Raw genomic sequence first — 23,899 nt, 5'->3', positions numbered from 1 at the left:
TGCTCCACCCCCCCCGCGCGGCGCACCCCCCCCGCCCCTCTTGTGTCCCGGCGGGCGGCCCCCCGTCTCGTCTCCGCGGACTCAGCTCCCGGTGCCCTCACGTTGAGAGGTGGGCGTCGCGCCTCACAGATGGGTGCGCAGCCAGTCGCCGAGCTGTCGGGCGCAGCGCTCGACGACTTGCGGCCACTCCAGGGCGCTCTCGTCGGCCGCATCGCTGACCACCTTGACGAGTCGGACAGGCACGTCCATCGCCCCCGCCGCCCGCGCAACCGCGAAGCCCTCCATGTCCACCAGGGAAGCCCGCTGGGCGAGCACATCGCGCACCGCCGCATCGGAGACGAAGCGGTCGCCCGTGGCGAGCACCGTCCCATCACCGTCCTCGATCGCGATCTCATCGACCGCCTCGGCACCCAGGGCACGGATCGAGGGTGCGTCGAGATCATGGTTGATCGCGCGCGACGGCAGGAAGATCCCGTGCAACCCTGTCCGCAATGCCCCGGCCGTGCCGATATTGACGATGCGGCTCGGCCGATGGTGAGCGATGGCACGTGCGGTGGCCGAGGCCGCTTCGACCTTGCCGATGCCGGTGATGGCGAGTGGGATTCCTGGGGGAACATGGGCCGCCTCGGACGCGAGAGCAGCCACCACGAGAGTCGTCACCCCGACACGTTAGCCGGTCGCTCGCCCCGTCACGCCCTCGCTCGCCGGGAGCGCTCGAAGGGCCAGACCATGAGCGCCCAGACCCCGGCGATGATGACGGCCTCGACCACCACGTAGTACGGCCAGGGCCCCAGGAGGTCCAGCAGCGAGCCGCCTGCCGGCTTGGCATTGAGATAGCCGTAATTGGTGCCGAGCACAGCATTGGCACCCGCGGTGACGACGGCCCAGGCGATCGTCACCACCACCGTGATCGCATAGTCACGCCAGCGGGGCCGGATGCCGAGACCGAGCACGAGGAAGAGCCCGGCCCACACGACGAGCCAGTGCATGAGCCAGAACATCAGGAACCGAGGCTCGGGGAAGGGTGCCGCCAGATCCGGCGTGATCATGGCCTGCGTGGTGAGCACGACGCCCCACAGGAAGGTGATCGCGGCCCAGGTCCGGCGCCGCGTCCAGAGGGCCACCACCGCGACCACCCAGCCGCTGTCGCACAGGTGGAGCGGCAGCGAGGTCTGCAGGTCCCACTCGGCAGGGGTGAACTGCAATACCTGGAGCGGGACTCCCAGGACGAGGATCGTCACCGCCGCCGCGCGGCCCACGAGCTCCTCGGCGCGTCGTCCGCGCCATCGCCGACCGCACCGGACGATGACCACCGCGCCGATCAGGAACAGCGCGAGCGCGAACTGGTGCTCGATGCCGAAGGGCTCGAAGCGGTGGGCGGTGGCTCCCATCAGAGTCGAGCCCGCGCGTCAGCGCTCCACGACGGGGACGACGTCGGGTGCGCCCTTGCGCGCGGCATCGGCGGTCTCGTCATCGGGCATCGTCTGACTCTCGCGCTCGGCCTCGACCCGCTTGACATAGTGGTCGACCTCGCGCTCACGCTGCTCGGCGCTCCAGCCGAGTTCCTCGCCCATGAGCTCGGCGACCTCCTCGGCGACCCCTGTGCCGCGGTCGAAGGTCTCGATCGACAGCCGGGTGCGGCGCGCGATGATGTCATCCAGGTGCCGGGCGCCCTCATGGGTGACGCCGTAGACGACCTCGGCCCGTAGATAGTCGTCGCCTCCGGTCAACGCCTCGCCGAGATCGGACCGTTCGGCGACCAGGTCGAGGACTTCAAGAGCCAGCGACCCGTAGCGGTTCAACAGATGCTCGATACGTCCGACACCGATACCGTGGCGAGCGGCGAGTGCCGTGCGCTGGTTCCACATCGCCTCATAGCCGTCCGCCCCGAGCAGCGGCACGTCCTCGGTGCAGCTGGCGGGCACCTTGCGATCCAGTTGCACCGCCATCGCATCGACCGCGGCATCGACGGCATCCTTCGCCATGACGCGATAGGTCGTGTACTTGCCGCCCGCGATGACGACGAGGCCCTTCGTGGCGGTCGACACCGCATGCTCACGCGAGAGCTTGCTCGTGGCATCGGACTCGCCGGCCAGCAGCGGGCGCAGGCCCGCGTAGACGCCCTCGACATCGTCATGGGTGAGCGGCTCGACCAGCACCCGGTTGACGTGCTCGAGCAGGTAGTCGATGTCCTTGGCGCTCGCCGCCGGATGGTCCTTGCTGAGATCCCAGTCGGTATCGGTGGTGCCGATGATCCAGTGCCGTCCCCACGGGATCACGAAGAGCACCGAGCTCTCTGTGCGCAGGATCAGCCCCGACTCGCCACGGATGCGGTCGCGGGGCACCACGAGGTGGATGCCCTTGCTCGCTCGGACGTGGAACTGGCCGCGCTCCCCCGCCATGCCCTGGGTCTCGTCGGTCCACACACCGGTCGCGTTGATGACCTGCTTGGCGCGCACCTCGTGCGTCTCGCCGCTCTCCAGGTCCTTGATGTGAGCCCCGACGACCCGGTCGCCCTCGCGCACGAGGTCGACCACGCGGGTCCGGCTGGCCACATGTGCCCCGTAGGCCGCGGCCGTGCGGGAGAGGAACATGGTGTGCCGGGCATCGTCGACCTGGCCGTCGTAATAGTGGAGGGCGCCGACGAGCGCGTCCTTGCGCAGCGCGGGCATCCGCTTGCGGGCGCCGCGCCGGGTCAGGTGGGTGTGGTGCGGCACGCCCCGCGAGCGGCCCGACAGCGCGGCCATCGAGTCGTACATGAGGACGCCGGTGCCCGCGTACACCCGCTCCCACACGTGATGCGTGAGCGGGTAGATGAAGGGCACGGGCTTGACCAGATGCGGTGCAAGCCGCTCGATGAGCAGTCCTCGCTCCGCGAGTGCCTCAGCGACGAGGCGGAAGTCGAGCATCTCCAGGTAGCGCAGGCCGCCGTGGATGAGCTTGCTGGAACGGCTCGAGGTGCCGGAGGCGAAGTCGCGCGCCTCGACGAGTCCGACGCTGAGTCCACGGGTGGCGGCATCGAGTGCCGCGCCGCCGCCCACGACCCCTCCGCCGATAACCAGGACGTCGAGCGGCTCGCCGGCCATCGCCTGGATCGCATCACGTCGCTGCTGAGGGGACAAGGCAACCGATCGCATGCCTTCCAGTGAACCAGGAATCGGCTACTTTGTCGGTGTGAGCCCGTTGACCTCCAGCTACCTCTCCGACCAGGACAGCCTGCGGGTCGCCACCACCACCTGGAACTCCGATGCCGAGCGGCCACGCGGCGTGGTGCAGATCTCGCATGGTCTCGCCGAGCACGTGGCCCGATACGGTCGCTTCGCCGAGGCGCTCACTGCCGCCGGCTTCCATGTGGTCGGCTCCGATCACCGCGGACACGGACGCACGATCGCGGACGTGCCCGGGGACTTCGGCGAGGCGGGATTCGAGGGGCTGTGGCGCGACGTGGTCCAGCTCGGCGAAGGTATCCGCGCGGAGTATCCGGGGCTCCCGGTCTTCCTCTTCGGGCATTCGATGGGGTCCTTCGCCGGCCAGCACGTGCTCGTCGAACGCTCGGACCTGTACGACGGGGTCATCCTGTCCGGTTCCACCGCGATCGACGTGATCGCGGCCGGGATGGCCGACGCCCCGGCCGCCGACCTCAGCGTCTTCAACGCCGCCTTCGAGCACCGCACGGGCTATGAGTGGCTGAGCCGCGACGACGCGGAGGTCGACCTGTACGTGGCGGACCCGCTGTGCGGCTTCGATCTGCCCGCCTCGACCACCCCCGCGCTGTTCGCCGGCGGTGCGCAGCTCTCCGACCCTGCGGTGCTCGGACGGATCCGGCCGGACCTGCCGCTGCTCCTCGCCTCTGGCTCGGACGACCCCTTGGCTGGTGGCGGTGAGCTCATCGAACTGCTGGCCTCGCGCTACCGGGAAGCGGGTCTCACCGATGTCACCGTCATCGTCTACCCCGAGGCGCGACACGAGATCCTGAACGAGACCAATCGCGACGAGGTGACCCGCGACCTCCTCGCCTGGCTGGAGGCTCACACCGGCTGACCCGATTGGCATGGCGTTGGCGCGATGCGGTAATGTTCTATCTCGCGCACAGCGCACTGCACCCCTAGCTCAATTGGCAGAGCAGCTGACTCTTAATCAGCGGGTTCAGGGTTCGAGTCCCTGGGGGTGTACCACCCCGGAGAAGCCCCGACCACGGTCGGGGCTTCTCTGAATTCTCGGCCAGTGAGCCGGTCGAGGGCCACGATGGAAGGTTCGCTGCACACCGCTATCCGTCCATGCCCGTTGCCGGTGCACCCTCAACGACCCGGCGAACGCAATGGTTGCCCCGCCACCGCGAAGGTGGGCGACCGGATCGCGGTGCACCATCGACCACCCGACCATCGTCAGTCGATGGCGACCGGCGACGATCACCCCGTGACGGGATCGATCGTCAGCTGGTGGATCTCGGTGAACGCGCACGCCTCCCCGGGCCGTTCCACGAACACCGCATCCTGCTGATTCGGCGGGTAGACGCGCAGCCCGCGCACCTCGGTGGTGCGGCACACGTCGCCGTAGTCGCCGGCATTCGTCTCGGCGAGGCGGGCCGTGGCGGTCCCCTCAGGCTGCAGCGTGATGACCGCCGGATCGCCTTCGCGGTCGGCCGGGGCACCGACCTGCTCGCCATCGTCCCCGGTGACATAGGAGACCCCCGGCCAGCCGGTCATCGCGCACGGTTCGCCGCCGGTGTTGGTGAGCGTGACATCGCTGTACTGGGTCCCCTCGGCTCCCCCACCGGACTCGGGCGTCACGACGACGGAGAGGTCCCCGGTAGCGCAGGTCGCCACCTGGTCCTCGTCACCTGCCGACGGTTCGTCGGCCTCCGGAGCCGAGGATGCCGTCGGGCTGGGTGCCGAGGAGGACGCCGACGGATCGGGGGCATCACCGTCGCCGCCGCATCCGCTCACGAGGAGGACGAGCAGCACGGCGCAGGTCGCATAGACACGCATGTCTACCGGACTACCACCGGGGCCTGGGGTCCGCGAGCCAAGCCCGCTCAGTCGAGCAGGGCGGCCGTGTCGAGATCACCGAGATCGGCTCCCGACCGTTCCGCGATGCTCCGCAGCAGCAGGGCTGCGGCGACGGCACCGGGATCGGGGGTCCCGAGGACACGTTCGCCGAGATAGCTGGCGCGGCCGCGACGGGCCGTCATCGTCCGGGTGCTCTCGGCACCCTCCACGGCCGCCGCGACGGCCTCGGCGTCAAGCGCCTCGCGCTCGGCGGCCGGCGCGAGGGCGTCGACCATGGTCCGATCGCCCGGCTCCGCTCCGCCCACGCGGCGGACCGCCTCGACGCCGGATCGCAGCCCGCGGCCGAGATCCCGAGGACCGGCACCATCGCCCGCCGTCCGGGCGATCTCGGACAGCACGAGGCCGAACAGTGGTCCGCTCGAGCCGCCCACCTCGTCGAGGAAGGCGCCCGCCATCGACGCCAGCTCGCTGCCCAGATCGCCGCCACCGCGACGCGCGGCGCGAGAAAGGCCCTGGGCGATATTGGTTCCCAGGTCCCCGTCGCCCGTGCGCTGATCGAGTGCATTGAGCGGATCGCGCAAAGCCGCGAACTGCTCGGCGAGATCGTCCAGCCACGCGCTGGACTCGCGGGATCCGGCCGACTCGTCCGTCGCACCCTGATGCGGCTCGACGACACCGGCCGCGACCGGCCGCGGCAGCGCCGTCGCATGCGGGGCCAGCCAGTGATCGATCCACCCGGGATCGTCCACCGCGGTGACCGTGATCGAGAAGCCGCGCATGTCCAGAGCCGAGATGAACGTGCCGCTCACCAGGCTCGCCACCGGAGCATCGCGGTCGGCCATGACCTCGGCGACGCGAGCGCTGATGTGCGCCAGCTCGAGATTGCTGACGCCGCCGAGTCCGTTGACCATCACCAGATGGCCGTGCTCGGCCTCCCCGAGGGCGTCCAGCAGCTCGTTCACCATCCGCTCGACCAGCGCCTCGAGCCCCGGATCCTCGATCGTCTCGGCAGCGGTCTCGCCGTGAATGCCGACGCCGTACTCGAGCAGACCGTCGCCCACCTCGAAGCCCGCGCCCCCGCCCGGACGCGTGTGGGAGGCACGCGCCACCGCCAGCGACCGGGACCGTTCCGCCACCGCCTCCCCCAGCCGCTGCAGCTCCTCTAGTCCATCCCCGGCGTCCGCGGCGGCACCGAGGATCTTCTCGATCACCACCGTCGCGCCGGTGCCGCGACGGCCGACGGCGGCGCCCTCGCTGCCGAGATCGTCCTCCACGAGCACCGTGGCGACCCGGCAGCCGTCGGCGGTCAGTCGCTCCGCCGCGATGGCGAAGTTGATGACATCGCCCGTGTAGTTCTTGACGATCAACAGGACCTCGTCACCGGATCGGGCGACCTGCTGCACCCCGGCGACGATCTGCCCGTTGTGCGGCGAGGTGAACACCTCCCCGGGCACGGCCACATCCAGACCGCCCCGCCCGAGGAATCCCGCATGCATCGGCTCGTGTCCGGCGCCGCCGCCGCTGGCGAGCACGACGCGGCGAGCCGGATCACGGTCGCGATTCCAGGCGAACACCGGATCGGCGGAGTAGCCGACGACATCGCTGGTCAGGGCGAGACCGCGCAGTGCCTCCACGTGCGGGGACTGATCGGGGGAGAACGGAGTGGACATGTCGGCTCCTTAGGAACGGGAGAGGAAGCGGGCGGGTGGGTGGATGTCGAACTCCTCGGCGAGTTCGCGCAGCTGATCCTCCTCGATCGCGTGCTGCTCGGGGCCTCGGGAGAGCAGCCAGGTCTCGGCGGCCTTGTCGACACTCTCGACCATGCCCATCGCCGCCTGCAAGGACCGCCCCCCGACGAGCACCCCGTGATAGGGCCAGACCACGACGCTCACCTCACGGAACTTCCGCGCCGACTCGATGCCGATCGTGTCCGTGCCGCACACCATCCACGGGAGCAGGCCGATCCCCTCGGGGATCGCCAGGATCGACTCGGAGTTGGTCGCCCAGAGTGCCCGCGTGAAGGCGACCTCGTCGAGCGGGTGCACGTGGGTCATCGCGACCAGATGTGTCGGGTGGCAATGCAGCACCACCCGGTTCTCCGGGTCGACCACGCCACGTTCCGCGTGACCCCGCAGGTGGGCGGGCAGCTCGCTGGTCGGCCTCCGGTCGCCGATCAGTCCCCAGACGATGTCATAGGAGCCACCGTCCGAGGCCATGTCGATGACTCCGGTGTGCCGGCGCGGCTCCTTGACCAGCAGCCGGAAGGGGCTGCCGGCCGAGGTGACGAGGAAGCTCTCACCCGCCAAGGCCGGCAGCGGCTCGTCCAGCGTCACGGTCCGGCGCTGGTCGCCCTCTCCGAAGAGTCGTCGCTCGTCCTCGCTCAGCCGGTAGCTGAGGTTGCCGGCGTGATTCTCCGCCCAGCCGAGTCGGTAGAGATCGCCGCACAGGTCCACGACGGCCTCAAAGAATCGATCGAGCTGAGGGTTCATCATGCGGAAGTGCCCTTTCTACGGTCCACGTCGACGCCGATGACGTCCAGGTTCTTGGTCAGCAGGACGGCCAGCACCAGGGCGCACGCGCCGAGCGGGAGGCTCCAGGTGATCACGCTGACCACCAGGAACACCACGCTCAGCAGCACACCGGCGCCGAAGGCCACTCGCAGGCTCAGCTCACGTGTTCGGGGCGACATTCGTTCCCTCCAGTTCTGCCTTGAAGACCAGGTCGTCGCGCTTGATACCGCGGAAGTAGAAGAAGGCGAGCACGGCGGTCACCACGGCCAGCGCGATGCCGATCAGGCTGCCCGAGGCGGCGTCGACGACGATGTAGCGCAGCTCGGAGATGTCCATGCCGAACCACGCCAGCTGCTGGCCCGCGGGCGGCTCCACGCCTCCGGTCCGCTCGGCCAGTGAGGTGAAGTACGGCGCGAAGAAGGTCGCCACGTACAGCTGCATCGGGATGCCGATGATCGTGCCGATCGCCATCTTCACGAAATTGCCCATCGTGAAGAAGAACAGCGGCACCACCAGGCAGATGTTCATCAGACCGCCGAAGGGCAGCACCATGTTCCCGGGCAGGATGAGCGCATAGAGCAGCAGCACCGGGATCGTGAGGATCATCAGCAGCCAGTGCTCGGAGCGGCCGGCCATGATCGGCCAGTCCAGCCCGATGGTGAACTCGCGGTCGTTGAATCGCCGTTTGGTGAAATTGGTCGCCGCCTCGCTCACCGGCGTGAGTGCCGTGGTGAACAGCTTGGCCACCATCGGGAACAGGGTCAGCGCCGCCGCGGCCTGAATGCCCAGCGTCAGCACAGCACTCGGCCCGTAACCGCCGAGCGCGCCGATACCGCAGCCGATGAGGAAGCCCATGACGTGGTTCTCACCGAAGACGCCGATCTTGTCGCGGAGCTTCTGCGCGTCGATATTCCAGGTGCTGGGCAGCAGCCGGTCCATCACCTTGATGAAGGGGTAGAGCCAGATGCCGGTGAGGAACATCGGGTGCGGCATCGAGACACCCGGGATGCCGGTGAGCTTCTGCAGCCGGTAGCGCGTCACGTCGGCGTTCTTGAGCTCGGCGACCGCCTGCAGGGCGGCCACGGTGAAGCCCAGCCAGACCATGTCGGAGACATAGGTGACGAGGAAGGCCGTGAGCACCTTGTTGCCGACATTCCACATATCGACGTTGAGGCAGCTGGTCCAGCGCAAGGCCAGCATCACCAGGTTGACGACGATCTGGATCGGGAACATGAGGAAGGCGAACTGCCATCCCCAGGCCATGCCGAGCGCCGGCGGCCACCCCATGTCGAGGGCGGTCAGGCTCACGCCGGTGTTCTCCACGAAGGCCTTCGACGCCTCGCCGACGTTCTGCAGCATGTAGTCGACGACGAGCGTGATGCCGGCGAGCGCCACCCCGAGCGTCAGACCCGCGGAGATCGCCCGCGTGATCTTCATGCGGAAGACGATGCCGATGAGCGTGAGGATGATCGCCAGGAAGACCGGGGCTCCCAGGTCGATCAGCCATTGGAAGACCGAACGGATGACATCCATCGCGGCGCTCCTCAGGCCAGCCCGAGGGCGGTCAGGATCTTGTCGAACTCCTCGTCGGCGCCCATCCCGGTGAGGAAGGGGATGCCGCTGAACGTCGGCAGGTCGTAGGTGGTCTCGCCGGACTGGGCGATCGACACATACGCATCGGCGGTGTCGAGATAGCTCGGGATCGAGTTGATGTTGATCGCCTCGACGGCGACCTGGCCGCGCAGGCCGCGGTCATCGAGCAGATTGCCGAGCTTGACGGCGACGGTCTGCGAGGTGGCGATACCTCCCCCGCAGGCCACGATGATGGTCTTCATAGGTTGGAACCTCGTACTTTCGGATCGAGAGATGTCGGATCAGGAGATGGTGGCGGCGAAGACGTCGTGGAGCTCGCGGCTCCCCTCCGCCTCGACGAGGGCGTTCATGGTCGCCGCATCGGAGAACATGCCGATGAGCGACTGGAGCATGGGAAGCTGCGCCGCGCTGTCGGCCAGCGCGAGCATCACGACGAGGGACACCTCGACGGTCTGCTCATTGGCGCCCATCTGGTGGAAGGCGATAGGCCGGTCCAGCCGAGCGACGCTGACGAAGGACTCGTTGACGTGCTCGACATCGGTGTGCGGGATGGCCACGCCGATCGGTGCGGTCGGCAGGCCGGTCGGGAACTTCTCCTCGCGGGCCAGCAGGGCATCGGCGAAGCTGTCCTTGACGGTCCCCCTCTGCCGCAGCTCCTCGGCCATCGAGCGCAGCAGGTCGGTGGCCGAGGAGGCGACGACACCGGTCCGGACGAAGTCCGGGTGCAGCAGCCGGGTCGCGTTCATGAGCCGTACCGGATGACGTTCTTGATGACATCGCCGCGTGCGTGCTCGCGCAGCGCCGACTCGAGATCGTCGAGCTCGTAGGAGTTCTGGACGAAGTCCTCGTGCCGGATGGCGCCCATGCTGAGCAGCTCGAAGGCCGCGCGCACGTGGATCGGCGTGGTGTGGAAGACGCCCTTGGCGGTGATCTGGTCGTAGTGGAAACGCGTGCAGTCCAGCGTCACCGACGTGTCCTTCTTGGTGCCACCGAAGAACAGCACGGTGCCGCCGGGGCACACCATGTCGAAGGCCAGCTCCCAGACCTGCGGGAGGCCGGCCGCCTCGATGGCGATGTCGACGCCCCGCTCGTCCTCGGTGAAGGCGCGCACGGCAGCCACCTGGTCGATGTCCGCGGTGATCGCGACGACGTGCTGTGCGCCGAGCTTGGTGGCAAGCTGCAGGCGCTTCTCGTTGACATCGGTGGCGATGACGCGAGCTCCGCGCAGATGCGCGAGGCGGACGAACATCAGGCCGATGGGGCCACAGCCGTTGACCACGACGGTGTCGCCGAGCTCGATCGGGACCATCGCGGTGCCGTAGACCGCACAGGCGAGCGGCTCGGTGAGCGCGGCCTGCTCGTAGGGCATGTCATCGGGCAACCGGAACATCGTCTCGCGGACGATGTTGGCGGGGATGAGCTGGTACTCGGCATAGGCGCCGAGGTTGGAGGGCAGGTCCACGCACATGGAGTGGTTGCCCTTCTTGCAGTAGTAGCACTGGTGGCACGGGGCGGTGTTGTGCGCGACGACCCGGTCGCCCACCGCGAACCGGGTCACTCCTTCTCCGACGGCGTGGACGATGCCGGCGGCCTCGTGTCCGATGAGGTGCGGCGGGTCGTACCGGTAGCCGCGCATGAACATCTTGACGTCGGTGCCACAGGTCAGCGTGACCTTGTTCTGCACCACGACCTCGCCGGGGCCCGGCGTCGGGATCTCGACCTCGGTGATCCGGACATCCTCGATGCCGTGGTAGACCGCTTGTTTCATTCGCCTCACCCTCACTCGGTGCGCCGCGGTCGTGGACCGCGGTGTGACGCACATGACAATGTAACGGGCACAAGTAGACACGTACGGACAGAAACAAGTCAATAGAGATCTGTGTTTGGTTCCGATATGGCATGATGTGGACCATGTACGCCACCGAGCGCCACCGGGAGATCGCCGCTGCCGTCCGGCAGCACGACCGCGTGACCGTGCACGAGCTCGCCACCACCTTCGACGTCACCCCCGAGACGATCCGCCGCGACCTCAGCGAGCTGGAACGCCGGGGCCTACTGCGCCGTACCCACGGTGGAGCGGTCCGCGTCGAACGGACGTCCTTCGCGGCGCCGGTGACCGATGCGGGACGGCAGAATCTCTTCGCCGACGAGAAGGCTGCCATCGCCCGCGCCGCCCTCGATCTGGTCGAGGAGGACTCCACGATCGCCATCGACGCGGGCACGTCCACGATCAAACTCGCCGAGCAGATCGGACCCGATCGCCACCTGACGGTGGTGACCTACTCGCTGGTCGTCGCCGGCATGCTGGCCGGCCACCCGCACGTCAGCGTGCACCTGCTGGGAGGTCAGGTGGTGGCCAATTCACGCTCCGCCGTCGGGCCGTGGACGGAGGAGCTGATCGACAAGCTCACCCTCGACGCCGTCTTCCTGAGCGTCGACGGTGTCAACGTCCGCCACGGCATCACGACGCACAATGTCGCCGAGGCGGCCGTCAAGTCCAAGCTCATGCAGGCCGCCCGCTCGGCGGTCGTGCTCGCCGACTCATCCAAGTTCGGTCGCGAGGAGTTCGCCCGCGTCGCACCGTTGAGCGATGTCGATGTCGTCATCACGAACGAGGGAGTCGACGCCGATCACGTCGGCGACATCCAGGACCACGGTGTCAACGTCACGGTCGTCCCCCTCTGAGGATCCTCAGTCCTCGCCGTCCTTCGAGGAACGCTGATCGAATCCGGCTCCGATCGCGACACCGATGGCGATCCCGGCGCCGATCCACACTGCACTGTCCGTGATGAGCCAGAGAGCCACCCCGATGGCGACGCCGACCCCGATTCCCGCTCCGATCATGCAGGGCACCCTACCGGAATCCACACCTGCCGAGGACGCAGTCGATAGCGCCGGTGGTCTCGCATAGGTTGCGCTGAAGGGAGTCGCAACGGCGACGCCAGTACTGGTTCATCGGCGACACTTCCTCACCCAGTGACTCAGGCAGGGACGTCCGCGCCGATGACCCGCGTGCTTCGCCGCTGTGCGCCAGCCCCCGCGAGGACGACCAGCGCGATGCCCGCCGCCTGCACGACTGACGGCGACTGGTGCAACACGATCAGACCGAGCAGTACGCCGAACGCCGGCTCGAGCGCCATCAGCGTGCCGAATGCGGTCGGCGTCATGCGTCGAAGCGCCAGCATCTCGAGTCCGAACGGCAGTACCGGAGCGAGCAACGCCAGACCGGCCGCCACCAAAAGAACCCGCCCGTCGAGGTGTCCGGCCGCCTGTGGCACACCCACCACCGCGGTTACCACGGCCGCCACCGGCACGGTCAGCGACAGAGCGCTGATCCCCGAGAACCGGTCACCGACCTTCTGCGTCAACAGGATGTAGACGCCCCAGCCAGCACCCGCCGATACCGCGAATCCGATGCCGACGACATCGGCGCCCCCCTGCCACGGCTCGGTGAGCAGAACCACGCCCGCCAGCGCGAGCACCGGCCATACGAGCATCCGCAGACTCCCGCTCCGCACGGCCGCCACCGTCAACGGACCGAGGAACTCGATCGCCACCGCCGTGCCCAGAGGGATGCGATCGATCGCCGACAAGAACGCCACCGTCATCAACCCTGTGGTCGCGCCGAGTCCGAGCAGCGGGACGACATCCTCCGCTCGAATCGACCGCAGCGGCGGACGCGCGACCAACACCAGGAGGAGCGCGCCCGTGCTCAACCGCAGCCACGCCGTACCTCCCGCGCCAGCCTCTTCGATCAGCCCGACCGAAAGCGCCGAACTCAGCTGGATCGACATCATTGCGGTGACTGCCATCACCCACGGTGGGACCGGCGCGCGCATCACGACTCAACCGCCGCGAGCCCGACTCTCGGCTCGAAGACCGCCAGCCCGAACCGTGCGAGAGCATCACCAGTGTTCGCATAAGCGTGCGGAACGTCCCCGGTGAAAGTGAGCGCATCGCCGATGGACAGCGCGTACACCTCCCCATCGACCTCGACGGTGATACGCCCTTCGATCACCTGCAACAGCTCCCGCGTCCCGGCCGCATGGGCCTCACTGGCGTGGCGCTCGCCCGGACACAGGGTCCAGTCCCACAGCTCGACCACGTCCGGCGATTCCGTGCCGGCCACCAGCACTCCACGACCGCCCGCCTCGCCGGACCACAGCACCGCTCCCTCTCCCTGACGGATCAGCTTCACCGGGGTCGTCGCGGGAGGCTCGACGAGAGCCGGCAAGCCGATGCCGAGCGCATCACTCAACCGCAACAACGTGCCGACACTCGGGTTCGTGGCTCCTTGCTCGATATTGACGACCATCCGCCGGCTGATGCCGGCGGCAGCGGCCAGCCGGTCGAGCGTCCACTGCCGCTCCCTGCGTTCCCGACGCACCCGTTCGCCGATCGCCTGCGCCAGATCCTCTGCCTTCGTCACCAGTGCATCATAGTGCACTCTTCAGGCACCATGCTCCCATTTTGGTAGCGGTGCGAATTCTGTCCGCGATCGCAGGCGTGTCTCGCCGAAGTCGCGCCGGTCGCGTGGACAGGAGCAGACGAACGTTGTGGAGTGAAGAGATGCGATATGCCCGACCTCGCCGCTCGCTCACGAGCTTCGCCATCGCCGTCTCCGCCGTGGCTCTCACCGCGCACTTCGTCGCCGGCGGCCCGGCGGCGGCCGAGCCCACGGTGCCCGACGAGCCGCCCGCGGCCGAGGCTCTCGACGATCCCCGCCTCGGCGACCGGGTGAAGGTCGAGCAGACCGACCTGGACTCCGGCATGACGGCCTATGCAGGCGGGCCCACCGAGATCGAGCAGACCGACCTGGCCGGCTTCCACATGGCGGCGGTGACCTGGGAGGGCGATGCCGATCCCGCGCCGGCACTCGAGCTGCGCGTCCGGACCGCCGCCGGATGGGGCGAGTGGCAGGCACTGGAGCGCACCGAGGGAGCCGAGGGAGCGGATGCCCCTCGCTCGACCGAGCCGATCTGGTCCAGCGACGAGGCCGACGCCGTCGCCGTCCGCGTCGACTCGGCGGACTCCGCACCCGAGGGACTGCGGGTCGTGACCGTCGACCCGGGCGAATCCCCCGATGACGCCGGGTTCTCCGCCTACGCCGCCGGTCAGCCCGACATCATCCCGCGCAGCGCATGGGGCGCCGCGCCCGCCGAATCCTGCGACGCCACGACCGGCTCGATGCAGGGCGTCGTCCTCCACCACACGGCTGGTGCCAACTCCTACTCCAAGGAGGAGTCTGCCGGCATCGTCCGCTCGTATCAGACGATGCACATCGTCACGAACGGCTGGTGCGATCTCGGCTACAACTTCCTCGTCGACAAATACGGCCAGGTCTTCGAGGGCCGCGCCGGCAGCCTCGACGGCCATGTCCGCGGCGCCCACGCCGGCGTCCGCGAGGTCAACGACAACACCACCGGCGTCGCGATGATGGGGAACTTCGAGACCTCGAATATCCGCGACGCCGAGTGGGACGCGCTGCGCGACGCCACCACCCGCCTGATCGGCTGGCGCCTCGACGACTACGGCCTGCGGCCCCTGCAGAACCTCACCCTCAACGGACAGACCGAGTTCCGCGTCTCCGGTCACCGCAACTGGCTCGCCACCGCCTGCCCGGGCCAGTACGGCCAGGAGTGGCTCGACGCCGCTGACGGGCTGCGCGCCGACATCGACAGCGCGCTCTCCTGACGGCCTACCGGTAGATCAAACAGGTCGTGGTCGCGTGCGCCACGAGCCGGCCGCTCGCGTCCACGACCTGCCCTTCCGCCGTCGCCACCTGACGGCCGACGTGAATGGTGGTTCCCGTGCCCGTCAGCGTCTGACCGTCGACCGGGACCGTGCGAATGTAGTTGACCTTGAGCTCCAAGGTCCCATAGCCGACCCCCGCCTCCAAGGTCGTGTGCACCGCACAACCCATCACCGAGTCGAGCAGGGTGGCGCAGGCGCCTCCGTGCAGCGATCCCAGAGGATTCGCGAAGGCCGGATCGGAGGGCAGCGAGAACACCACCCGCCCCTCCTCCAGCTCGTCGACCGAGAACTTGAACAGGTCGCCGATGATCGGCGCGCGCTCGTCCATCGGCAGCGCCGTGGCATAGCGCAGCAGCTCCAGTCCGGACATCTCGCGCGGATCGGTGGTGGTCATGGATGGTCCTCCCAGCTAGGCTGAGCTCAATATAGACCGATCGGTCTAGAGGAGGATCCATGGCCCCGCCGGCTCGCCAACGCCTGCTGTCCAGCACCATCGATCTGCTGTGCCGCCACGGGGTCCACGGCACGGGTATCGCGGACGTCCTGCGCGAGTCCGGTGTCGCCCGCCAGTCGATCTATCAGCATTTCCCCGCCGGCAAGGACGAACTGGTCGCCGCCGCCACCCATTCGGCCGGCGAGCACGTGCGCCGGGTCGCCCAGCACGGTCACGTCGAGGCCCTGATCGACTGGTGGGAGCGCTCGCTCGTCGAGCACGACTACGCCCTCGGATGCCCGATCGCAGCCGCCGCCCTCGCCGGGCCGCGCTCCCCCGCCAGCACCGCCGCTGCCCGGGAGGTGTTCGCCACCTGGCGCGAGGATCTGGCAGCCGCCCTGCGCCTCGACGGCGTCACGGATGCCGAGCTGCTCGCCAGCGTCTTCGTCAGCGCCTTCGAGGGAGCCATCATGCAGGCCCGGCTGGAACACAGCACCGCTCCCCTGCGCGATGTCGCGACGGCGATGCGCCGCCTGATGGCGACGGAATAGCGCCACACCGGACGATCGTTGACCCCCGTATGCGTGTGCTACTCACTGGAGGAACGGGATTCATCGGCTCGGCGGTGCTGCGCACTCTGCGTCACGCCGGCCACGAGGTACTCGCGATCGTCCGCTCGCAGGAGTCGGAGACCGCGGTCAACGAACAGGGCGCCACCGGCGTGATCGGCGATCTGCGCGACACCGCCTGGCTGGCTGCCACCTTGCGAGGCGTGGATGCCGGCGTCCACGCGGCCGCGGCCGGTGACGGCACCGACCCGCAGATCAACACATCGGTCGTCGACGCCGCCGTCGAGGCCTTCGCCGGCACCGACAAGCCCTTCGTCCTCACCGGAGGCATCTGGACCTATGGCGACAACACCGCCATCGTCGAGGACTCTGCGGACGATCCGCCGGCCCTCACCCGCTGGCGCGTGCCCCTGGAACACCGGCTCCTCGAGGATGCCGCGCGCGGGATCGTGATACGTCCCGGCATCGTCTACGGCCACGGCCAGGGCATCCCCGCCCTGCTGGCGAACGGTCCCCACGACGACGCCGGTGCGCTGCTCGTCCCGGGAGGCGAGCAGCACTGGACCACCGTCCACGTCGACGACCTCGCCGAGCTGTACCGGCTCGCGCTGGAAGCCGGTACGACGGGGGCGATCTACCTCGGCACCGACGACGGCTCCCCCACAGTGAGCGAGCTCGGCACCGCGCTCGGCGAGACGGTCGCCCACGAGACCGCGGACGCAGCCCGCGACCGGCTGGGTGCCGACTTCGCCGACGCCCTGCTGCTCGACCAGGTCGCCGGCTCCGCGCGGACCCGCGAGGCTCTCGGATGGAGCCCCGTGCGCCCGCCCCTCGTCGAGGACCCGACCTTCACGCGCGCCGGCTGACGCGGATCACTCGACCACGTAGGCGTCCCGGAGCATCATGATGTTGTCGGGCCGGTCGGGGATCCCGTGCACATTGGTGAGCATGATCCGGTTCCAGTCGGCGCCCCAGACGTAGCAGTAGGGGGTCAACACCGCGAGCCGCTCGGCCACCGCCCGGTAGCGGTCCATGCGCTCGTCCTGGTCGGTCGTCTCGGCCGCCGAGGTCATCAGCTGGTCGAGCTCCTCGTCGCTGACCAGGTTGTAGTTAGAGCTCGGCGTGTCCGGGGTCGCCAGCGAGCTGTGGAACCAGCGGGTGACATTGCCATCGGGATCCATCGCGCCGCGCCAGCGGTAGAACATCGCATCGAAGTTGTGCCCAAAGGCGTTCTCGACCAGCGTCGGCTGATCCATCGGCCGGATCTTCGCGTCGATCCCGACGACCTCCCACTGCGCCGCCAGCGCCTGTCCGACCCGGACGTTGTCCGGTGAGTTGGTGAAGTTCAGCTCGAAGGAGATGCCACCCAGCTCGTCGACGATCTCCTTGGCCTGCTCCGGGTCGTAGCTCGAATAGCCGTCCACCTCGCCGAGATCCCACCGGCTCTCGGTCGGGAAGGGGGACTCCTGGCCGGTCAGCCGGATACCGCCGTACAGGGCCTCGTCGATGAGCTCGGGATCGAGCGCCATGCAGGCCGCTTGGCGGGCCCGCGGGTCCTGGAAGGGGCTGTCCTCGCCCATCTGGAACATCACGAAGTTCGACCCCGAGGCACCCTGGGGGCGGATCTCCAGGGACGGGTTCAGCTCGGCGTCGTTGAGCCAGGTGACCGAGACATTGTCGGCGACATCGATCGCGGTCGAGGTCAGGCTCGAGTACCGCGAGTCGCTGTCGGCGATCACCCGGAACTCCACCGAGTCCAGGTAAGGGCGCTCGGGATCGCGGTAATCGTCCCAGGCCTTGACCCGCACCGAGTTGTCCGGCACCTCCTGGTCGAGCACGAAGGGACCGGTGCCCACCGGATCCTTGGCCAGGTCGCCGCCCGTCTCCTCGATCGCACGCGGCGATCCCATCAGGCCGGCCGCACCGCCGAGCACCATGACCGGGAAGCCGGCCTGCGGACGGTTGAGCGTGAACCGCACGGTGGACTCGTCGACCGCCTCGACCGCGTCCAGTACACCGAGCTCACCGAGACAGGAGCAACCGTTCGCCGGGTCGCGGACACGGTCGAAATTGGTCACGACCGCATCGGCATCGAACGGGGTCCCGTCCTGGAAGGAGATGCCCTGTTCGAGATCCACGGTGTACACCAGCCCGTCATCGCTCATCTCGTACCCGGTGGCGAGATTGGGCACCACGTCGCCGTTCTCGTCCAGGTCGAAGAGCGGGTCGTAGATCGTCTGCAGCACACTGAAGCTGACGTACGTCGTCGCGCGCATCGGGTCGAGCGAGACCCAGCTGCCTTCGAGTCCCACCACGAGCGATCCCCCATGCTGCGGGGCGGCGTCCTCGCTGTCGGGGACGACCGAGGCGCTGCACGCACTCACCACGAGGGCGCCCAACGCGGCGACGGCCGCCACCCTGGTCCGCTTAGACACCTGCATACTGCACCTCCTGCTGCGGGTCGAAGAACCCGAAGAACTCGACCACTTCTTCGCCGTCGCCGTCGACGACCGCTCGTCCATCGGCGATCGCGGAGGCCCAGTCGGTCTCGCCCACGATGAGCTCGGCGAAGACCCGACGAGGCATCGCCACCGTGGCATCGGGGTGATCGGGATGGCGGTCGACATCGGCCACGAACTCGCAGACCGAGCGACGTACGTACAAGCCGGCGCGTGTGTCCGCGTCGGTGAGCTCGATGACGACGAAGCGCACGGTGTCGGCGCTCTTGCCGGGATCGAGCCGAACCCGCAGGTGGTCGATGTGCATGCTCGCGGGTGCGCGCAGCACCGAGCTGACCGTCGCCGGCACGGCGGGCGGGATCTCCACCCGGTCCTCCAGTTCGAGGGCGTAGCTCAGATAGAAGTGCCGCGCGATCGAGCCGCCGGCCCGCTGCCCGAGCGCCCGCAGTGTGCGGGCCTTCAGCGCGCGCGCCTCGGCGTCCTCGGGGTCGTGGTCGACGAGGAATCCGGCCAGGGTCGCGGCCCAGGACATCTCCCGCGCGTCCATCGCCGTGAGCACGGCCTCGCGTACGGCGGCCGGACCACCGAATCCCTCGACGATGCGTTCGCCCTGCAGCCGACGTGGGGGCGGGTTGATGTGCTCGGGACGTCCGTCGAACCAGCCGAAGACCCTCTCATAGACATAGGGCGGCTGGTACTGCGTCTCGCCATAGCCGTCTTTATTGTGCCGCTGCGCCGCCAGATACTCCGGCAGCTGCACGAACTCGCGGAGCTCATCGGGGCCCATGCCGTGCAGGATGCCGCGCAGGGACTGGTCATAGGTATAGGAGATGGCGTCCGCGTACCCCTCCAGGGTCGCCCGGATCTCCTCGGCGCCGCTGATCGGGCGCGTGTGCGTGCCGAGCAGATGCTCGGGCTGCAGGTCCCGCATCAACAGGATGCCGTCACGCCACGACCGCGGATCGCGGAAACCGGTGCCCCGCAGGGCATAGAAGTTCGGGATCGTCGGCCAGAGGAAGTTGTTGAGCACGACCTTCCGATCCGGCAGCCAGAGCGTGAGCGTGTCATCGGAGTCCGACCACTGCTCGGTGAAGAACTGCATCCGCACCCCGGCGATCGTCAGCTCCTCCCCGTGGTCGACCGGCCGGGTGACCGGAAGCGTGCCCCGCGGCGTGAAGGCCGGATAGGTGGCGCCCACCGGCGCATCCGGCCCTTCCTCGGGCAGGTAGGCCGCGAACTGCCGACGGAACCGCTGGCCGAGGACCGGGGCCGCCTCAGGGAAGTCGATCACATCGGCACCGCGCGCCAGGTTGCGGTTGACATGAGGGTGGCCGATGACGGGCACGCCCTCGTCCCCGGTCGTGAAGGCCCGCGAGCCGTGGGCGTAGTGGTTGTGGCTGTAGACGATCGCGGCGATGGGCTTGTCCGTGATCGTGCGAAGCGCGGCATAGGCCTGCTCGCCGTCGGCGAGGTCGTCGCCGGTGTCGTAGACGATCACCCCGTCCTCGCCCTCGATGAAGGTGCGGTTGACGATCGATCCGGCGACATAGGTGTGGATGCCGTCGGCCACGGTAAGGACCCGCGGCTCGCGGCGTTGGCCGCCGCCGCTGACCAGTTCGGCCGCCGCGATGGCACCGTTGACGGCGGTCGCGGTCTCGACGATGGCTCCGCAATAGCGTTCGGTCGGGTTCATCGGGCGATCCCCTCCGTGCCGGCCGCCGCGGGGGCGGTGAGCGGGTAGTGACAGGCGACCTGGCGACCGTCACCGATATCGCGGAGCTCGGGGGTCTCCGCCGCACAGCGATCGGTGGCCAGCGGGCAGCGGGTGCGGAAGCTACACCCCGAGGGCGGGTCGAGCGGGGACGGGATCTCACCCTTGAGCGGTGCGCTGGTGGACCGGTTCTCGATGTCCACGCGCGGGACCGCGTCGAGTAGGGCCGCCGTATAGGGATGAGCGGGTGCGGCGTAGAGGCTCTCCGAGGAGCCCAGCTCGACGATGCGCCCCAGGTACATGACGCCGACCCGGTCGCTCACGTGCTTGACCACGGCGAGGTCGTGGGCGATGAACAGATAGGTCAGCCCCAGTTCACGTCCGAGCCGTTCGAAGAGGTTGAGGATCTGGGCCTGGATGGAGACATCCAGGCTGGACACCGACTCGTCGCAGATCACCAGTGCCGGATCGAGGGCCAGTGCGCGAGCGATGCCCACGCGCTGCGCCTGCCCGCCCGACATCTGTCGCGGGGTGCGGTCGGCGAAGCGCTGCGGGTCCAGGCCAACCAGGTCCAGCAGCTCGTTCACCCGCGCGGCCCGCTCCTTCGCGGTGCCGACGCGGTGCACCGCCAGCGGCTCCGCCACGATGTCGCGGACCTTCCAGCCCGGGTTGAGCGAGGAGAAGGGGTCCTGGAACACCATCTGCATCTGCGAGCGCGCCTCGCGGAGGGACCGGCCCGATCGCTCGGTGAGATCGTTCCCCTGGAAGACGACGCTCCCCGAGGTCGGTGCCGGGGCCTGCAGGATCGCGCGGGCCGTCGTCGACTTGCCGCAGCCGCTCTCGCCCACCAGGCCGAGGGTCTCACCGGCGTGGATCCGAAAGGAGACCCCGTCCACGGCGTGCACGGTGCCGCCGTCCTTGCCCGGCACCGTGAACTGCTGCGTGAGGTCCCGGACGTCGAGGATGACCTCGCGACTGGTCGCGCGCTCTCGGGGGACGGTCGTCATGATGCCTCCTTGGACTCGACCGGATGCCAGCACGCCCACGCGCGTCCGGCCTCGTGCTCGATCAGCGCCGGTCGTTGGGTCAGACAGGTCTGCGTCGCGCGGGGACACCGCGCGCTGAAGCTGCACCCGGCCGACAGCTCGGCCAGGTCGGGCGGCGATCCCTCGATCGCCGGCAGTGGTTCATGGGCCGGCGAGTCCAGCGAGGGAATCGAGTCGAGCAGCGCCCGGGTGTACGGCATCCGCGGGTCGGTGAAGAGCCGCCGCGTGGGCGCGGACTCCACCACCTGGCCGGCGTACATCACGAAGACGGTGTCGGTATAGCTCGCGGCGATCCCGATGTCGTGGGTGATGAGCATGACGGCCATCCCCATATCGGCCTGCAGCTCGCCCATGAGATCGAGGATCTGCTGCTGGGTCGTCACGTCGAGCGCGGTCGTCGGCTCGTCGGCGATCAGCAGCTCGGGACCGCAGCTCAGCGCCAACGCGATCATGACCCGCTGGCGCATGCCCCCGGACAGCTGATGCGGGTACTCGTCGACGCGGCGGCGGGGAGCGGCGATCCGGACGGCGTCCAGCAGCTCGACCGCCCGCGCGCGGGCTTGCTTCTTCGACAGGTCGGTGTGCAGGCGGATCGCCTCTTCGATCTGCGTGCCGACCTTCATCGTCGGGTTCAGCGATCGCATCGGGTCCTGGAAGACCATCGCGATCTGCGATCCGCGCACGCCGCGCCACTGCCGGTCGGTGAGCCCGACGAGCTCGCGGCCGGCGAGGCGGATCGACCCCTCGGCGATCCGGCCCGGGGGTGTCGACAGGCCCATGATCGTGCGCGCCGTGACGGACTTGCCCGATCCGGACTCGCCGACCACCGCGATCGTCTGGCCGCGATCGACCGAGAGGGACACGTCGTTGACGGCCGTGACGCTGCCCAGCACGCCGTCGAAGACGACCCGGAGGTTCTCGACCTCGAGCAGAGGAGGAGTAGTGGTCATCGTGAGCTCCCTTCGCTGTCGAGGCGATGACGGATGCCGTCGGCGAGGAGGTTGAGCGAGACGACGGTGAGGAACAGCAGGAGGCCCGGGACCAGGACGATCTGCGGAGCGGTGCTGAGATCGGTCTTGCCGTCGGCCATCATGCTGCCCCAGCTCGGGGTCGGCGGGGAGATGCCGAGGCCCAGGAAGCTCAGCGAGGCCTCGGTGATGATGGCGATACCGCAGATGAGCAGGCCGTAGGTGAGCAGCGAGCCGACGACCCGTGGGGTGACGTGCCGGATGAGGATGTGCCCGGCGCGTGCGCCGGTCAGCCGGGCGCTCAGCACGAAGTCCCGCTCGCGCACGCTCAGCGCCCCCGCTCGCGCGATACGGGCATAGGACGGGATCGCGAAGAAGGCGATCGCGATGATGAGATTCGGGATGCTGGGGCCGAGGTAGGTGGCGACCACGAGGGCCAGCACCAGCGAGGGGAAGGCGAGGAAGACGTCGAGCACCCGCATGACGACCGTGTCCACGGCACCGCCGGCATAGCCCGCGACGATGCCCAGGGTTCCGCCGATCAGGAGCCCGACGGCCACCGATCCCAGGCCGACGATGATCGACAGCTGCCCGCCGTGCAGGGAGCGCGAGAGCAGGTCGCGGCCGAGAGCATCGGTGCCGAGCAGGTGACCGGGCGAGAACAGTCCCATCCGGGACTCGCCCTCGCCTCCGTTGAGGACGCCCAGGTTCGGATCGGGCAGGCCGGGCAGGATCGGCGCCAGCAGGCAGGCGGCCGCGATGAGGGCCAGCAGCGTGCCGGGGATGACGATCTCGAAGGACGGCCGCCGGCGACGGCTACGGGATTTCGCGACGGGTGCCGCCGCGACGGGGTCAGTGAGAGGCTCGGTCATGACGGATCCTCGGGTCCAGTGCGGCGTAGAGCAGGTCCACCGCGAAGTTGATGAGAACGAAGGCCACCGCGATCACGACGACGGCGCCCTGGACGACCACGACATCGCGCTGGTAGATCGCGTCGATCATCAGCTTGCCGAGACCCGGCACCGCGAAGAGCGTCTCGACGATCACGGCGCCGCCGAGCAGCGCGCCCATGTTGATGCCGATGACGGTGATGAGCGGGAAGACCGAGTTCCGCAGGACGTGACGCCGGATGATCGTGCCCTGCGCGACCCCCTTGGCCCGTGCGGTGGTCACGTACTCCTCCTGTGTCAGCTGCGTGACCAGGTCGGCCCGCAGCACCCGCATGTAGACCGCGTAGAGCGCGGCGGCGAGGGTCAGCGCCGGCAGGAAGGCCGATCGCAGGTTCATCACCGGATTCTCGGTGAAGGGGATCCAGCCGGTCGCCGGCAGGCCGAAGGGGATGGCGACCACGAGAACCAGGAGCATGCCCACCAGGAACGGCGGCGTGGCGACACCGGCGAAGGCGGTCAGGCCGGCGAACCGGTCGAAGAGCGAACCGGGTCGACGTACCGACACGATCGCGACGGGCAGGGCGACCACGAGCGCGATGATCTGGGCGAGGAGCATGATCTCCAGCGAGGTGGGCACCCGTTGCAGCAGCAGCGTGGTGACCGACTCACCGGAGTTCAGCGACGTGCCGAGGTCACCGCCGAGCGCACCGACGAACCAGTGCCAGTAGCGCAGGAGCACCGGGTCGTTGAGGCCCATCTGCTCGGTGATCGCCTCCACGGCCTCGGGTGTCGCGCCCTCGCCGAGGACCGTCAGCGCGGGGTCGCCCGGCAGCAGGTTCAGCAGCATGAAGGTCAGGAAGCTGACCCCGATGGTGACCGGGATGAGATGAAGTAGGCGTCTGCCCAACAGTCGAAGCATTCGTGTACGTCCCAATTCGACGAACGAGCGGCATGAAG

The 23,899-nt window shown here is 68.8% G+C and carries 26 protein-coding genes and 1 tRNA gene; 6 read left to right on the top strand and 21 right to left on the bottom strand.

Annotated elements, in window-relative coordinates; genetic code table 11:
* Positions 1-123: 123 nt before the first annotated feature.
* The 3 genes from FNM00_RS10100 to FNM00_RS10090 are packed head-to-tail and all read right to left on the bottom strand — an operon-like array spanning position 124 to position 3,137.
* Positions 124-660, bottom strand: coding sequence for a nucleosidase (locus tag FNM00_RS10100; RefSeq protein ID WP_143913323.1), 537 nt, complete (start codon positions 658-660; stop codon positions 124-126).
* Positions 661-689: 29 nt separating this feature from the next.
* Positions 690-1,391 carry a YwaF family protein gene (locus FNM00_RS10095; RefSeq protein WP_143913322.1) on the bottom strand — a complete coding sequence of 234 codons (702 nt, stop codon included), beginning with the start codon at positions 1,389-1,391 and terminating at the stop codon, positions 690-692.
* 18 nt (positions 1,392-1,409) lie between these two features.
* On the bottom strand, positions 1,410-3,137 hold the full coding sequence (locus FNM00_RS10090) for a glycerol-3-phosphate dehydrogenase/oxidase (protein WP_143913321.1): 1,728 nt from the start codon (positions 3,135-3,137) through the stop codon (positions 1,410-1,412).
* 37 nt (positions 3,138-3,174) lie between these two features.
* On the opposite strand from FNM00_RS10090, the gene FNM00_RS10085 reads away from it, so the two are divergent.
* Both FNM00_RS10085 and FNM00_RS10080 read left to right on the top strand, forming a co-directional pair.
* Positions 3,175-4,041, top strand: a complete 867-nt coding sequence (locus FNM00_RS10085) for an alpha/beta fold hydrolase (RefSeq protein WP_246065145.1) — start codon at positions 3,175-3,177, stop codon at positions 4,039-4,041.
* 58 nt (positions 4,042-4,099) lie between these two features.
* A tRNA-Lys gene (locus FNM00_RS10080) sits at positions 4,100-4,175 on the top strand.
* 234 nt (positions 4,176-4,409) lie between these two features.
* On the opposite strand, the gene FNM00_RS10075 is transcribed toward FNM00_RS10080, so the two are convergent.
* Genes FNM00_RS10075 through FNM00_RS10040 form a run of 8 tightly spaced genes read right to left on the bottom strand, consistent with a single transcriptional unit; the run spans position 4,410 to position 10,880 of the window.
* Positions 4,410-4,988, bottom strand: a complete 579-nt coding sequence (locus FNM00_RS10075; RefSeq protein WP_143913319.1) for a DUF4232 domain-containing protein — start codon at positions 4,986-4,988, stop codon at positions 4,410-4,412.
* Between the two features lie 47 nt (positions 4,989-5,035).
* Positions 5,036-6,679 (bottom strand): dihydroxyacetone kinase subunit DhaK, encoded by a 1,644-nt coding sequence (locus FNM00_RS10070; RefSeq protein ID WP_143913318.1) that lies wholly within the window; start codon positions 6,677-6,679, stop codon positions 5,036-5,038.
* A 9-nt stretch (positions 6,680-6,688) separates the two neighbouring features.
* Positions 6,689-7,501 carry a rhamnulose-1-phosphate aldolase gene (gene rhaD, locus FNM00_RS10065; RefSeq protein WP_143913317.1) on the bottom strand — a complete coding sequence of 271 codons (813 nt, stop codon included), beginning with the start codon at positions 7,499-7,501 and terminating at the stop codon, positions 6,689-6,691.
* Complete coding sequence (locus FNM00_RS10060) at positions 7,498-7,698, bottom strand: hypothetical protein (RefSeq protein ID WP_143913316.1); 201 nt, start codon at positions 7,696-7,698, stop codon at positions 7,498-7,500. Before FNM00_RS10060 ends, rhaD begins: the two co-directional genes overlap by 4 nt.
* Positions 7,679-9,052: a PTS galactitol transporter subunit IIC gene (locus FNM00_RS10055; RefSeq protein ID WP_143913315.1), complete on the bottom strand. Its 1,374-nt coding sequence runs from the start codon at positions 9,050-9,052 to the stop codon at positions 7,679-7,681. Before FNM00_RS10055 ends, FNM00_RS10060 begins: the two co-directional genes overlap by 20 nt.
* A gap of 11 nt (positions 9,053-9,063) precedes the next feature.
* Positions 9,064-9,354, bottom strand: a complete 291-nt coding sequence (locus tag FNM00_RS10050; RefSeq protein ID WP_143913314.1) for a PTS sugar transporter subunit IIB — start codon at positions 9,352-9,354, stop codon at positions 9,064-9,066.
* Between the two features lie 39 nt (positions 9,355-9,393).
* A complete protein-coding gene (locus FNM00_RS10045; protein WP_143913313.1) occupies positions 9,394-9,858 on the bottom strand; it encodes a PTS sugar transporter subunit IIA in 465 nt (154 codons plus the stop codon).
* Complete coding sequence (locus tag FNM00_RS10040) at positions 9,855-10,880, bottom strand: alcohol dehydrogenase catalytic domain-containing protein (RefSeq protein WP_143913312.1); 1,026 nt, start codon at positions 10,878-10,880, stop codon at positions 9,855-9,857. The genes FNM00_RS10045 and FNM00_RS10040 overlap by 4 nt, the downstream gene beginning before the upstream one ends.
* A gap of 143 nt (positions 10,881-11,023) precedes the next feature.
* Here FNM00_RS10040 and FNM00_RS10035 point away from each other — a divergent pair, with 143 nt between their 5' ends.
* The gene (locus FNM00_RS10035; protein WP_143913311.1) at positions 11,024-11,797 is read left to right on the top strand and encodes a DeoR/GlpR family DNA-binding transcription regulator; all 774 of its coding nucleotides are present in this window, start codon (positions 11,024-11,026) and stop codon (positions 11,795-11,797) included.
* A 6-nt stretch (positions 11,798-11,803) separates the two neighbouring features.
* Here the strand turns inward: FNM00_RS10035 and FNM00_RS10030 are convergent, their stop codons facing one another.
* The 3 genes from FNM00_RS10030 to FNM00_RS10020 all read right to left on the bottom strand — a co-directional run bounded on the left by FNM00_RS10030 (position 11,804) and on the right by FNM00_RS10020 (position 13,544).
* A complete protein-coding gene (locus FNM00_RS10030; protein ID WP_143913310.1) occupies positions 11,804-11,956 on the bottom strand; it encodes an NAD(P)(+) transhydrogenase (Re/Si-specific) subunit beta in 153 nt (50 codons plus the stop codon).
* A gap of 137 nt (positions 11,957-12,093) precedes the next feature.
* Positions 12,094-12,924, bottom strand: coding sequence for an EamA family transporter (locus FNM00_RS10025; RefSeq protein WP_185973086.1), 831 nt, complete (start codon positions 12,922-12,924; stop codon positions 12,094-12,096).
* 26 nt (positions 12,925-12,950) lie between these two features.
* Complete coding sequence (locus tag FNM00_RS10020; RefSeq protein WP_143913528.1) at positions 12,951-13,544, bottom strand: cupin domain-containing protein; 594 nt, start codon at positions 13,542-13,544, stop codon at positions 12,951-12,953.
* A gap of 137 nt (positions 13,545-13,681) precedes the next feature.
* Between FNM00_RS10020 and FNM00_RS19005 the strand changes: the two genes are divergently transcribed.
* Positions 13,682-14,806 carry an N-acetylmuramoyl-L-alanine amidase gene (locus FNM00_RS19005; RefSeq protein ID WP_221933673.1) on the top strand — a complete coding sequence of 375 codons (1,125 nt, stop codon included), beginning with the start codon at positions 13,682-13,684 and terminating at the stop codon, positions 14,804-14,806.
* A 4-nt stretch (positions 14,807-14,810) separates the two neighbouring features.
* Here the strand turns inward: FNM00_RS19005 and FNM00_RS10010 are convergent, their stop codons facing one another.
* On the bottom strand, positions 14,811-15,260 hold the full coding sequence (locus FNM00_RS10010; RefSeq protein WP_143913309.1) for a PaaI family thioesterase: 450 nt from the start codon (positions 15,258-15,260) through the stop codon (positions 14,811-14,813).
* Positions 15,261-15,319: 59 nt separating this feature from the next.
* Here FNM00_RS10010 and FNM00_RS10005 point away from each other — a divergent pair, with 59 nt between their 5' ends.
* Complete coding sequence (locus FNM00_RS10005) at positions 15,320-15,850, top strand: TetR/AcrR family transcriptional regulator (RefSeq protein ID WP_143913308.1); 531 nt, start codon at positions 15,320-15,322, stop codon at positions 15,848-15,850.
* A gap of 29 nt (positions 15,851-15,879) precedes the next feature.
* Complete coding sequence (locus FNM00_RS10000) at positions 15,880-16,734, top strand: NAD-dependent epimerase/dehydratase family protein (protein WP_143913307.1); 855 nt, start codon at positions 15,880-15,882, stop codon at positions 16,732-16,734.
* A gap of 6 nt (positions 16,735-16,740) precedes the next feature.
* Here the strand turns inward: FNM00_RS10000 and FNM00_RS09995 are convergent, their stop codons facing one another.
* The 6 genes from FNM00_RS09995 to FNM00_RS09970 are packed head-to-tail and all read right to left on the bottom strand — an operon-like array spanning position 16,741 to position 23,849.
* The gene (locus FNM00_RS09995) at positions 16,741-18,303 is read right to left on the bottom strand and encodes an ABC transporter substrate-binding protein (protein ID WP_185973085.1); all 1,563 of its coding nucleotides are present in this window, start codon (positions 18,301-18,303) and stop codon (positions 16,741-16,743) included.
* Positions 18,296-20,020, bottom strand: coding sequence for an alkyl sulfatase dimerization domain-containing protein (locus FNM00_RS09990; RefSeq protein WP_143913305.1), 1,725 nt, complete (start codon positions 20,018-20,020; stop codon positions 18,296-18,298). Before FNM00_RS09990 ends, FNM00_RS09995 begins: the two co-directional genes overlap by 8 nt.
* A complete protein-coding gene (locus FNM00_RS09985) occupies positions 20,017-21,045 on the bottom strand; it encodes an ABC transporter ATP-binding protein (protein ID WP_143913304.1) in 1,029 nt (342 codons plus the stop codon). The genes FNM00_RS09990 and FNM00_RS09985 overlap by 4 nt, the downstream gene beginning before the upstream one ends.
* A complete protein-coding gene (locus FNM00_RS09980) occupies positions 21,042-22,034 on the bottom strand; it encodes an ABC transporter ATP-binding protein (protein WP_143913303.1) in 993 nt (330 codons plus the stop codon). The genes FNM00_RS09985 and FNM00_RS09980 overlap by 4 nt, the downstream gene beginning before the upstream one ends.
* Positions 22,031-22,924, bottom strand: coding sequence for an ABC transporter permease (locus tag FNM00_RS09975; protein ID WP_143913302.1), 894 nt, complete (start codon positions 22,922-22,924; stop codon positions 22,031-22,033). The genes FNM00_RS09980 and FNM00_RS09975 overlap by 4 nt, the downstream gene beginning before the upstream one ends.
* Positions 22,905-23,849 (bottom strand): ABC transporter permease, encoded by a 945-nt coding sequence (locus tag FNM00_RS09970; RefSeq protein WP_221933672.1) that lies wholly within the window; start codon positions 23,847-23,849, stop codon positions 22,905-22,907. Before FNM00_RS09970 ends, FNM00_RS09975 begins: the two co-directional genes overlap by 20 nt.
* Between the last annotated feature and the right edge of the window lie 50 nt (positions 23,850-23,899).

This window comes from Aeromicrobium piscarium (assembly GCF_007421815.1).
GTDB classification, from domain to species: Bacteria; Actinomycetota; Actinomycetes; order Propionibacteriales; family Nocardioidaceae; genus Aeromicrobium; species Aeromicrobium piscarium.
Note: the sequence above shows the minus strand (reverse complement) of the source record. Positions and strands in the feature narration are given on the sequence as shown.

Coding starts and splice junctions, on each gene's coding strand:
- FNM00_RS10095 (WP_143913322.1), bottom strand. CDS start 1,391: ATGGGAGCCACCGCCCACCGCTTCGAGCCCTTCGGCATCGAGCACCAG.
- FNM00_RS10090 (WP_143913321.1), bottom strand. CDS start 3,137: ATGCGATCGGTTGCCTTGTCCCCTCAGCAGCGACGTGATGCGATCCAG.
- FNM00_RS10075 (WP_143913319.1), bottom strand. CDS start 4,988: ATGCGTGTCTATGCGACCTGCGCCGTGCTGCTCGTCCTCCTCGTGAGC.
- FNM00_RS10070 (WP_143913318.1), bottom strand. CDS start 6,679: ATGTCCACTCCGTTCTCCCCCGATCAGTCCCCGCACGTGGAGGCACTG.
- rhaD (WP_143913317.1), bottom strand. CDS start 7,501: ATGATGAACCCTCAGCTCGATCGATTCTTTGAGGCCGTCGTGGACCTG.
- FNM00_RS10060 (WP_143913316.1), bottom strand. CDS start 7,698: ATGTCGCCCCGAACACGTGAGCTGAGCCTGCGAGTGGCCTTCGGCGCC.
- FNM00_RS10055 (WP_143913315.1), bottom strand. CDS start 9,052: ATGGATGTCATCCGTTCGGTCTTCCAATGGCTGATCGACCTGGGAGCC.
- FNM00_RS10050 (WP_143913314.1), bottom strand. CDS start 9,354: ATGAAGACCATCATCGTGGCCTGCGGGGGAGGTATCGCCACCTCGCAG.
- FNM00_RS10045 (WP_143913313.1), bottom strand. CDS start 9,858: ATGAACGCGACCCGGCTGCTGCACCCGGACTTCGTCCGGACCGGTGTC.
- FNM00_RS10040 (WP_143913312.1), bottom strand. CDS start 10,880: ATGAAACAAGCGGTCTACCACGGCATCGAGGATGTCCGGATCACCGAG.
- FNM00_RS10035 (WP_143913311.1), top strand. CDS start 11,024: ATGTACGCCACCGAGCGCCACCGGGAGATCGCCGCTGCCGTCCGGCAG.
- FNM00_RS10030 (WP_143913310.1), bottom strand. CDS start 11,956: ATGATCGGAGCGGGAATCGGGGTCGGCGTCGCCATCGGGGTGGCTCTC.
- FNM00_RS10025 (WP_185973086.1), bottom strand. CDS start 12,924: ATGGCAGTCACCGCAATGATGTCGATCCAGCTGAGTTCGGCGCTTTCG.
- FNM00_RS19005 (WP_221933673.1), top strand. CDS start 13,682: ATGCGATATGCCCGACCTCGCCGCTCGCTCACGAGCTTCGCCATCGCC.
- FNM00_RS10010 (WP_143913309.1), bottom strand. CDS start 15,260: ATGACCACCACCGATCCGCGCGAGATGTCCGGACTGGAGCTGCTGCGC.
- FNM00_RS10005 (WP_143913308.1), top strand. CDS start 15,320: ATGGCCCCGCCGGCTCGCCAACGCCTGCTGTCCAGCACCATCGATCTG.
- FNM00_RS10000 (WP_143913307.1), top strand. CDS start 15,880: ATGCGTGTGCTACTCACTGGAGGAACGGGATTCATCGGCTCGGCGGTG.
- FNM00_RS09990 (WP_143913305.1), bottom strand. CDS start 20,020: ATGAACCCGACCGAACGCTATTGCGGAGCCATCGTCGAGACCGCGACC.
- FNM00_RS09985 (WP_143913304.1), bottom strand. CDS start 21,045: ATGACGACCGTCCCCCGAGAGCGCGCGACCAGTCGCGAGGTCATCCTC.
- FNM00_RS09980 (WP_143913303.1), bottom strand. CDS start 22,034: ATGACCACTACTCCTCCTCTGCTCGAGGTCGAGAACCTCCGGGTCGTC.
- FNM00_RS09975 (WP_143913302.1), bottom strand. CDS start 22,924: ATGACCGAGCCTCTCACTGACCCCGTCGCGGCGGCACCCGTCGCGAAA.